Origin of the sequence: Streptomyces sp. CBMA156 (assembly GCF_014596515.1) — a bacterium.
Taxonomy (GTDB): domain Bacteria; phylum Actinomycetota; class Actinomycetes; order Streptomycetales; family Streptomycetaceae; genus Kitasatospora.
Map to the genome: position 1 here is coordinate 25,690 of NZ_MSJQ01000235.1, position 9,531 is coordinate 35,220.

Below are 9,531 nucleotides of genomic sequence, written 5' to 3' on the forward strand. Positions count from 1 at the left end.
GGGCCTCTTCACGGACGGTTCCTTCGACGTGCTGGCCGCTCGGTGCGGCGACCGATGGTGCGCAGGTCAGTGGGGCACGGGCAGGACGCACGGCGGGCATCAGGCCCAGGCCCGGACGCGGACCAGGGCCCCGTACTCGAAGACCGCCGGGGCCGGGCCCGCCATGGGAAGGTTCGCGTGGGTGGGCAGGGTACGTCCGACCGCCGACCACGCGGTGACGTCCCCGGGCCGGGGACCGACCCTCTCCAAGCCCAGCAACGCCTTGGCCAGGTCGCCGGGCGCGCGGACCCTGCCCCAGCGGCCGTCCGTAGCCTCGTGCATCAGCCGGGTCAGCCGCCTGCGGTGCCGACGGGCGGGTGCGGCCAGGTGGGACAACGCCAGCAAGCTCCCCGGCGCCATACAGGCGGTGATACCCCCCACGAGCGCCGACAGGTCGGGTGCGGGATGCTGGTGATGGAGGCCGGTGAGCAGCACCGCGACCGGCTGCGCGAGATCGATGACATCCCGCACCCTCGGATCGTCGAGGATCTCCGGACCCAGCTGCTCCCGGAACAGGGTCACGACCGGCGCGTCGGCGTGCACCAGCATCTCGGTCCGGGTGTAGACGGTCCGGTCCGTGCAGACCAGCACCACGGGAGCACCGGCGTTGTGCTGCTGGACCGTCTCCCAACCGAGGACGCCCCGGATCGCCGGGGCGTAGGGGTATCCGTGTCCCAGGTGCAGGACCTGCGTGATGCCCGCGTCGGCGAGATGCTCCAGCACCCGGAACTCGAAGTCGGCGCCCGCGAGGGACGCGCGGGCGGTGCCGGGTACAGCGGCCTCGATGGCCTGCGCGGCGAGGCGGTCCGGCGCGAAGCTGGCGGTGCCGGAGGTCCAGGAGTCCGCCATGCGGAAGGCGCAGGGCACCGAGACGTCCGGACGTTCGGCGGGTGTGGCGGTCATGGGCGGGGCCCTTCAAGAGGCGGGGAGGAGTCGGGGTTCAGGAGACGGTGTCGGCGGGCGATCGCGACCGCGTGCGGGCGGCTGTCGGCATCGAGTTTGGTGATGACCCGCTGGATGTGGCTGCGGGTCGTGGTCGGGCTGATACCGAGACGCCGGGAGATGCCGTCGGTGTCCAGCCCGTCGGCCGCGCCTTGCAGCGCCTGCCGTTCCCGTTTGGTGAGCAGGACGGCGAACCGCGTGCCCTCGTCTGCCCCGGGACGGCTGTCAGCCGCCTCCAGCGCCTGGTGCAGCAGAGCGGAGCCGATCGCCGCATGGCCGGACAGGAGCAGCGTGAGCGCTTCGTGGGCCTCGTCCACGCCCGCGTCGTGGGGCAGATATCCGTCCGCCCCCGCCAGCAGGGCACCGAAGGCCACCGTGCCGTCGTGCGGTCCGACGGCGAGGGCCGCAGCCGCCGGCAGCGCCCGCTTCAGGTGCTGGATCCGTGCCTCGCACGATGTCTGGCCGTCGACGGCGAGTACCAGGACGTCGGCCCGGTCGCCGGGCCGGGCCGGGCCGGCGATCCAGCCGTGGAGGCGCAGCGCGACGGTCAGGGATTCTGCCTGCAGGAGCGGCGCCGCGATGGCGATGCGAGGCCCGGGGCGGGCGGGACGCGCCCTGGCGAGGAGCGTGTACCCTGATCGGCGTCCGGTCGTCGGCGGGAGCTGTTCGCGGTACACGTAGCCACCGGAGGGCCGGGCGGCCGTGACGGTCACAGGACGGCTCCGGGCGACGCGGTCAGACCGTCACTCAGGTCGATCATCAGGCCGTTGACGGCCCATCGCAGGCGGTTCACGAGGCCCGGCCCGTCCGCCACGGCGCGCTCCGCGCCCTCTCCCGGGTCGATGGTCACCAGGGCATCCCTTCGGCGGGCACGGCGACGACGGGCCGGCGGTCGGGCAGTTGCGCGGCCCCGGGCAGGTCGACCGTCCGGCACGCCTCCTCCAGTTCCCTGCGGCAGACCTGGCCCGCGCACAGGTCCAGGACCTGCTCGGGGGTCACCAGCAGCCGCTGGATCCGCGAGCCGGGCGCCATCGCGAGAGCGGGCCCGGGCAGGAAGCCGACTGCGCGGACGCCGGCGCCGCGGCGGCCGATGACCGTGACGCCCTTGACGAAGGCGTGGACGCCGCCGGCGCACACGCGGCGCAGGGCCGCTTCCGGGACGTCCGCCTCGCCGGGCTCGAGGGGGCCGCCGGGCAACGCGGTCTGACCGGTCTCCAGGTCGTGGCAGAGCAGGACGAGGCCGGCCGTGTGCCAGAGCCAGCCGTGGACCTCCGTCCCGGCCTCCGCCTCGCCGCCGCGGCCGTCCCGCTCCCACGAGGCAGGGACGGGGGCCCGGGTGCGGGCGAGCACCCCGTGCACGTCCAGCACACCGGGGTGGCGCAGGCTGCCCTGGACGAGTTCGGCTGTGCGGCCTTCGACCCGGGCGTGAAGTAGAGCCAGGATGCGCCTGGCGGCGCCCGGTGCGTGGGCCGCGAGATCGGCGGGGGCGACCAGGAGCGGTGCGCCGCGGCGGCCGTCGTCAAGCGTGCCGGTCTGGGCGTCGGTCAGGGGCGGGTGGTCGTAGGTGACGAGGGTCTGGGCGCCGGCGGGGTGCCAGTCCATGGCGAGCAGCCGTCCGGGGAGCAGATGGGCCAGTCCGGTCACGGCTTCGGCGCCTCGCCGGGCGGCCGCGTAGGGCGCCTCACCGGGCGGCACGGGACCTCGCGGCAGGTCCGGGTCCGTGCCGTCCGGACCGGGGGCGAGCAGCACTCGGCCCCGCAGGTCGGTCAGCAGCAGCTCGGCGTGCGTGGCCGGTGAGGCGGACAGCGCGGGGATTCTGGCAGTGCTCATCGGGGGTCTCCGGCGGGGGGCGCGGTCTTGATGAGGGCATCGGGCAGGGTCAGGCGGGGGCATGCGGGGTGGATCGCGTCGAGCTGGACGGTGCCGGTGGCGACGGCGGCATAGCCCAGCTGCGCGGCGTTGTGGGCGCCGAACGCGCGAGCGGCGGCGCGCCGTCGCGTGGCGGGTGACGGATCGAGGCGGGCGACGGCGCCCAGCACGGTGACCGGGCTTGGGCCGGTTTCGCGCAGGGCCGTGCGGACCGCGGGTGCGGGCGGGGGCAGGGTGCTCAGGTCGGTCAGGCCCGGTTCCAGGAGGGACAGGCCGGCCACGAGCGCCGCCACCTCGTTGTGGGAGCGGATACGTCCCCAGCCGCCCAGGATCTGCTGTCGCATGAGGGCCGAGGCCCGGTCGGCGGCATGTTCGTCGGCGCTCGCCAGGTGGGTGAGCACGACGAAGCTGCCGGCGGGCATGAGGGAGGGCAGGTCGGCCAGCAGCGCGGCGGGCAGTGCCTCGTCGGGCAGCGTCTCCAGGGTGGAGCACAGCAGGACCGCGACCGGCCGGTCCGGGTCGAGGAGCGCCCGGGCCTTCGGGTGTTCGAGGATCGGGTGCAGCCCGTCGGCGAGGTCGGCTTCGACGACCGCCGTCTGGTCGGTGCGCAGGTAGAGGCGGGCGTGATTGAGGACCAGGGGGTCGTTGTCGACGTAGACCGTCGTGCTGTCGGCGGCGATGGCCTGCGCGATCTCGTGGACGTTGCGGCGGCTGTGCAGGGGCAGGCCGCAGCCGAGGTCGACGAACTGGCGGATGCCGTGCTCGCGGACGAGGGCGCCGACGCTGTGCTCAGTGAACGCCCTGGCGTGGAAGGCGAGATCGGGTGCGTTGGAGACCAGCCTCATGAACGCGAGTGCGGTGGCGCGGTCGACCCGGAAGGAGTCGGAGCCGCCGATGAAGTAGTCGGTGACGCGGCAGGACCTGGCCTGGGTGAGGAGGCCCTCGATGACCTGGTCCACTGTGGTGCGGTCCGGTGTGCCGGCCGTGGTGGCGGGGGCCGGGGGCGTCATGCGGAAGCCTCCGCGTCCAGGGGGCGCCGGTGGCGGGGGACGCGGACCAGCGGGCTGGGTGCCGTGGGGTCCAGGGCGAGCGCTGCGGAGACCAGCGCCCACAAGGAGAAGCCCTGAGGGAGGTTCCCGGTGAGCTGCTGACGGTCGGCGTCCCACATCTCCGACAGCACCCCGTGCGGGGTCCGAAGGGCCAGCAGGCGTTCGAACAGGGTGCGGGCCTCCCGGGTGTGGCCGAGCGCCGCGAGGGCCTCGACCGCGTGGAAGCTGCAGGCGATGAAGGCACCCTCGTCGTCGGTCAGGCCGTCGACCGCGCCGTCCGGGCGCGGCCGGTAACGGCGGACGAACCCGTTGGCGTCGACCAGGTCCCGCATGACGGCCTCTACAGTGGAGACCAGCCGCTTGTCGTCCGGGGGCAGGACTCCGGCCGGCGCCATCAGCAGGACGGCGGCGTCCAGTTCACGCCCGCCGTAGTACTGGGTGAACACACCGGCCTGCTCGCTGTAGCCGTTCCGGCACACGGATGCCTTGATCGCCTCGCGCGCCTGCGTCCACCGCCCGACCGCGTCGGGGGCGGTGACGGGCACACCGGCCGCGGCCCGGTCGCTGGCCCAGCCGACCAGCAGGTCCAGGCCCTGCCAGCACAGCAGTTTGCTGTGGACGAAGTGGCGCCAGGGGCCGCGGACTTCCCAGATCCCGGCGTCCTCCAGCCGCCACACCGTGCAGATCCGCTCGCCGAGGGCGACCATCAGCGCATCCACGTCGGGGTCCGCCGGCATCCCGGCTCGCTCACAGGCCACGAGCGCCTGGATCAGCTCCCCGTAGACGTCGTGCTGCGCCTGTCCGGCTGCGCCGTTGCCGACCCGCACCGGCGTGGAGCCCGCGTACCCGGGCAGCCAGTCCAGCTCTCGTTCCGTCAGGTCACGGCCGCCGTCGAGCGTGTACATGATGGCGGCCTGTTCCAGGTCACCGCCGACTGCCCGCACCAGCCACTGCCGCCACCGCGCGGCCTCCTCCAGGAAGCCCAGGCGCACCAGTGCCTCGACGGTGAGCGCGGAGTCGCGCAGCCAGCAGTAGCGGTAGTCCCAGTTGCGGGCGCCGCCGATCCACTCCGGCACGGAGGTGGTCAGGGCCGCGGCCACCGCGCCGGTTTCGCGGACCGTCAGCAGCCGCAGCAGTGCGGCGGCGCGCAGGACCGCCTCCCGGTAGGGGCCCTGGTAGGTCAGATGGGAGGCCCAGGACTTCCAGTCCCGGCGGGTGGCGGTCAGGTCGACGCTCGGCGTCGGGGCGGGCCATGCCGTGGTGCCGGATCCGCCGACGGTCAGGGTCAGCGGGTGCTGCTCCCCCGCAGCGACGGTGAACTCCGCGCTCCATCCGCGCCCGGGGGCGGCGGCCGGCTCGTGCCCGGGGCCGTCGAGCAGCAGCGTGACGGACCCGGCGGTCAGCGCCAGGGCGTCCGTGCCGCCCTGGCGGGCCACCCACCGCACGTGACCGGGCAGGCGTCCGTACCCGAATGCCGGCGCGTAGTGCGAGGCCATCGCGACAGTGCCGGTCAGACCCTCGACGATCTGGTGGAGGCGGCTGAGGCGAGAGCCCGCGGGCTGGGGCGGCATGAACGACGTCACCCGCACGCTGCCGTCGTCGGTGTCCCACTCCTGGACCAAAACGAGCGCGTCGCCGTCCCAGGCGCTGCGCGTTGCCCGACCGGTGCCCTGGGGTGCGAGCGTCCAGTGTCCGTGCTCGGGGCCGCCGAGCAGCGCCGCGAAGTGGGCGCTGCCGTCGAGGGTGTCGCAGCCCCACTCGACGACGCCGGAGGTGGACAGCAGTACAGCGGTGCGGGTGTCGCCCAGTGGCACGAGGTCTTCGAGGGCAGTGGCGGCTCTGGTCGCGGAGCGGGGCATGGTCATGGTGCTCAAGGGAAGGCGTCCGTTCGCAAGGGTGGTGACCGGCCAGGGATGTGGAGCCGGGGGTGTGGTCAGGGGGTCGTGGCCAGGTGCGTGCTGACCTGGGACAGCAGGACCCGGCTCGTGGAGCAGGGCCGGGATCGGGCGAGGCGGGCGTCTGTGAGGCGACTGCGCGCGGTGGCGGCCTCCCCGCCGCGGCAGATGGCGCCGTTCGTCGTGACCTCGGCCGGCAGCGTGTGCCTCGAGCCGTCGAGCCGGTGGAGTTCGACGGGTTCGGTGTCCGGGCCGGGTGGCCGGCCGATGGCCGATCACCTGCTCCTCGCGCAGGCGCATGAGGGGGTCGGGCTGGTCGGCCAGACCCGGCACGCCGAACTGCACGGCCATGGTGGCCGGGCTCGATGGCGGCCAGGTTCCGGGCGGTGGCGCCGATCGAGGACGCGGTCTGGCGCAGCCGCAGGTCGGTGGCCCTTCGTTCGGCCCGCAGGCAGGTCCCCGGGAGCCGGGGTGGGGCCTGATCGTGCGGAGGCCGGCGGCGCGGGCGGTGGTGACGGCGTGGTGTGGCCCGGCGGCGGGAACGGTCAGGGTGTCGGCCTCGGTCACGGTGTCGCCCCCGCGGGGGTGGTGGTGCGGGCGCGCATCCACTGGGCCGCGACGCGCAGGTACGCGGGGGCGTCGTTCGTCCGGCCCGCGCGGTGGTGGACCGAGTCGACGGTGTCGATCGCGCGGTGCGCCGTCGTTCCGGTGTGGTAGCGGACGCCGGTTGGATCCGCCTCGACGACGAGCGGCCCGGCCGCGGTGGTGAGGTGGATCAGCGCGGGGCCGCCGGGGGAGGCGACGGCCGGGACGAGGGCCACCGTCACCCAGCCGTGCCGGGTCAGCTCCGCGAGGTGGTCGAACTGTGCGGCGGCGGCTGCCGGGCCGCCGCAGGCCCGGTCGAGGACCTGCTCGTCGAGGTACACCTGGACGCGTACGGGCGGTGCCGTCGTCGCGAGCCGCGTGAACACGGCCTCGTCCCCGGCCTCACCTGTGTCCGGGTCCGGGCCGGCGGTGAGGGCGTGGTGGTAGGCGGCGGTCCTGACGCCCGCTGGCATGATGCCGCCGCCTGCCGTCCGCCACGCGGTGGCCTGCGACAGGACGCTCTCCAGGCGGCCGGCCCAGCCTGTCTGGTCGTCGACGGTGCTCTCGGTCCAGGTCCGGCGGATGAGGGTGTCCAGGACCGGCAGGTCCTGCGCGGCGCCGAGCGCACGCAGCAGCCGGCTCAGCCGCTGCGCCGGCGGGGCCGGCGCCCGGCCGGCTTCGACGGCGGCGAGCTGCCGCAGGGTGATCTTCGCCGCGCCGGCGGTTTCCCGCAGGGTGAGGTTGCCCGCCTCGCGCAGCGCGGCCAGGCGCAGCCCGGCGACGACCGGCCCGCTCGGCACCAGCAGGGCGGGCTCCTGGACGTCGTCGGGGTCCCGGTCGGCGCTCACGACGCCTGTCCCGCGGTCAGGGCCCGGGCTGCTGCGTCGAGATGCCGGTGCTGCCCGGTGTCCAGGTACGGTCCCCCTTCGATCCACGGCCACCGGGATGTGGCCGGGTGCTGTGCGGCGCGGTCGACGAGAGCGGGGTCCAGGGCGGCGCACGCCCGCACGAGCGCCTCGGTCCCGGTGCGGCCGGTGCCGTCGGCGGCGAGGGGTACCAGGACGACGAGCGTGCGCAGGCCGTCGTGCCGCCCGCGGGTCTCCAGGGCCCATTCGACGGCCTCGCCCGCCGTGTGTTCGTCGTACGGGGCGGCGACCAGCAGGGCGTCCGCGCCGGTGGCCCGGTGCGGACCGTGGGCGGCCAGCACCAGCAGGTCCTCGTGGCCCTGGGCGAACTGCCACACCACGTCGTCCCGCCTCCCGGCGGGCAGGGTGGGGGTGAGTGTGCCGGTCCACAGGGACGCCGGGCGCAGCCATGCGGGCAGGGCCCGGGCGGCCCTGCCGACGGCCTCCGTCAGCCGACGGCACGCCGGCGCGGAGGCGCACACCACCTGCACGCGCCGCAGCCCGTGACGGCGGGCCACCTCCAGGATCAGGGCCGCCAGGCTGTCCGGAGTCCCGGCGGCGCCCGCGTGGGGGACGGCCAGCAGCCGGTGACCGCGCATCAGGCCTTGCTGCGCGGCGAGTAACGCGCTGCGCCGTACCACTACGGGGCCGGCCTGCCGGGGGAGACGACGCGGATGGGTGGAGGTGAGGGTGAGGCGGGCCGCGGTGGGCAGCCCCTGGCCGTCGTGCGGCGCCCCCAAGTGTTCCGGCCCGGAGGAGGCGGTGACGATCAGGTCCCACGGGGCGAGGGGCCGGTCGCCGGCGGCGCGGTGCAGCTCGGTCAGCGTGTCCAGGGCCTGAGGTGTGACCACGACGGTGGCCGGCTGCCGGGTGCCGGCCAGGTCGACCAGGCCACGCGGTGTCCAGGCCAGGGCCCGCTGACCGTCGTCCTGCGGGGCCGGAACGCTGCGGGGACGCGACAACAGGCCCACCACGGCGCCTTCGTGGGCGCGGGCGCGGGTCCAGGTGTCCATCGCGCTGTCCCACGCCGGGCCGTCGGCGGCGATCACCAGCACGCGTGAGCCGTGGCCGGCGAGGGCGTGGGCCACGGCGGCGGCCACGGTGTGCTGCTCGGGGCGCGGGATCTGCGCCGCCGCGGCCGGTGCGAGGGCCAGGGCGGTGAGGACCGCCGCGACGGCCGGGGCGAGCGGCCCGGGGACGGACGGGCCGGGCAGCGGCAGACCGGGGCGGGCGTCGCCCGGGCGCACCAGGTCCCGGCTCGCGGCGAGCGCGGTCGCCTCGTGATCGGTCGCCACGTTCAGCCGACGCCGTAGGCGCGCCGCGCGTTGCCCCACGGTGGCCTGGGTGAGGGCGAGTTCGGCGGCGATGGCGGGGTGGGGCAGGCGGGCGAGCAGCCGCAGCAGAGCCCGGTCCACGTGGTCCAGGTTCCAGGGATCCTCCACCTCGCGCGGCAGGCGGTCGGCGGGGACGAGGCCGGCCGCGGCGTACTGGGCGGCGACCTGGGGGCGCAGGAGCGTGCCGCAGCGCTCCATCAGGGCCGCCATCTCGCGTCGGACGGTGGCGGGCGAGGTCTGCCGGGTGGCCGCGATGCTGCGCACGGTGCCCGGCCCGCACAACTCGGCGGCCCAGTCGAGGGAGGCCTGGCCGCGGGGCAGGGCCTCGGCGAGCAGGTGCGCCGCGGTGCGCGGTGCGGGATCGGAGGTGACGGCGTGGTTCACGGGATTCCTGGGGGTCGGGCGTGGGCCGCAGCTGGATACTCAGAGGTGAAGGGGTGGGGGCGTGGCGTCTGGCTTCTCGCCGCCTGGTCAGCGGGGCCGGCACGGGGACCGTGTCCTGGTTCCCGGTGCTGCGCGCCCGGCCTGGCAGTGGACACGGGCGTGGAGGCGCGCCGGCGCGCGGCCTGCCAGCGGCTCAGCCGAAGGCCGGTGGGCGAGAGGGTGTCCGCCCGCAGGCCCCCGGCGGCTTCCGCACGCTCGGCGCTCTCCCGCATCTCCTCGACCACGGTCGCATCCGCCCACGCGCAGACCACCCGGGCCTGCTGTTCACGGGCTCCGGGCGGCAGGGGCAGTGCCGTCTCCAGGCCGGTCCAGCCGTCGTCCCGCGTGCGGGCGCCGCGCAGGGCTCTGCGCAGGTCCGGGTCGAGGGCGGCCACGGCGCCGGCGAGGGTCGACAGCGCCTGCCACCGGCCGGGTGTGGTGCTGTCGGCGGCGACGAGCAGCAGTGGCCGCCGCCTGCCAGGCCTGGCGG

The 9,531-nt window shown here is 75.6% G+C and carries 9 protein-coding genes; all 9 read right to left on the reverse strand.

All coding sequences use genetic code 11. From position 1 onward, the window contains the following. Window positions 1-99: 99 nt before the first annotated feature. On the reverse strand, window positions 100-942 hold the full coding sequence (locus BU198_RS19555; RefSeq protein ID WP_188298153.1) for an SAM-dependent methyltransferase: 843 nt from the start codon (window positions 940-942) through the stop codon (window positions 100-102). Beyond that, window positions 939-1,694 carry a response regulator transcription factor gene (locus tag BU198_RS43835; RefSeq protein WP_188298154.1) on the reverse strand — a complete coding sequence of 252 codons (756 nt, stop codon included), beginning with the start codon at window positions 1,692-1,694 and terminating at the stop codon, window positions 939-941. The genes BU198_RS19555 and BU198_RS43835 overlap by 4 nt, the downstream gene beginning before the upstream one ends. Then, window positions 1,691-1,831 carry a hypothetical protein gene (locus tag BU198_RS19565; RefSeq protein ID WP_188298155.1) on the reverse strand — a complete coding sequence of 47 codons (141 nt, stop codon included), beginning with the start codon at window positions 1,829-1,831 and terminating at the stop codon, window positions 1,691-1,693. The genes BU198_RS43835 and BU198_RS19565 overlap by 4 nt, the downstream gene beginning before the upstream one ends. Further along, on the reverse strand, window positions 1,828-2,811 hold the full coding sequence (locus BU198_RS19570) for a hypothetical protein (RefSeq protein WP_188298156.1): 984 nt from the start codon (window positions 2,809-2,811) through the stop codon (window positions 1,828-1,830). The genes BU198_RS19565 and BU198_RS19570 overlap by 4 nt, the downstream gene beginning before the upstream one ends. After that, window positions 2,808-3,860: an SAM-dependent methyltransferase gene (locus tag BU198_RS19575; protein WP_188298157.1), complete on the reverse strand. Its 1,053-nt coding sequence runs from the start codon at window positions 3,858-3,860 to the stop codon at window positions 2,808-2,810. The genes BU198_RS19570 and BU198_RS19575 overlap by 4 nt, the downstream gene beginning before the upstream one ends. Continuing rightward, window positions 3,857-5,764, reverse strand: coding sequence for a glycoside hydrolase family 15 protein (locus BU198_RS19580; protein ID WP_223244642.1), 1,908 nt, complete (start codon window positions 5,762-5,764; stop codon window positions 3,857-3,859). Before BU198_RS19580 ends, BU198_RS19575 begins: the two co-directional genes overlap by 4 nt. A 593-nt stretch (window positions 5,765-6,357) precedes the next feature. Beyond that, on the reverse strand, window positions 6,358-7,227 hold the full coding sequence (locus BU198_RS19585; protein ID WP_188298159.1) for a Scr1 family TA system antitoxin-like transcriptional regulator: 870 nt from the start codon (window positions 7,225-7,227) through the stop codon (window positions 6,358-6,360). After that, on the reverse strand, window positions 7,224-9,002 hold the full coding sequence (locus BU198_RS43840; protein ID WP_188298160.1) for a hypothetical protein: 1,779 nt from the start codon (window positions 9,000-9,002) through the stop codon (window positions 7,224-7,226). Before BU198_RS43840 ends, BU198_RS19585 begins: the two co-directional genes overlap by 4 nt. Further along, window positions 8,999-9,531: hypothetical protein (locus BU198_RS19595; protein WP_223244637.1), on the reverse strand; the 533-nt coding region annotated here is incomplete at its 5' end. The genes BU198_RS19595 and BU198_RS43840, both read right to left, overlap by 4 nt.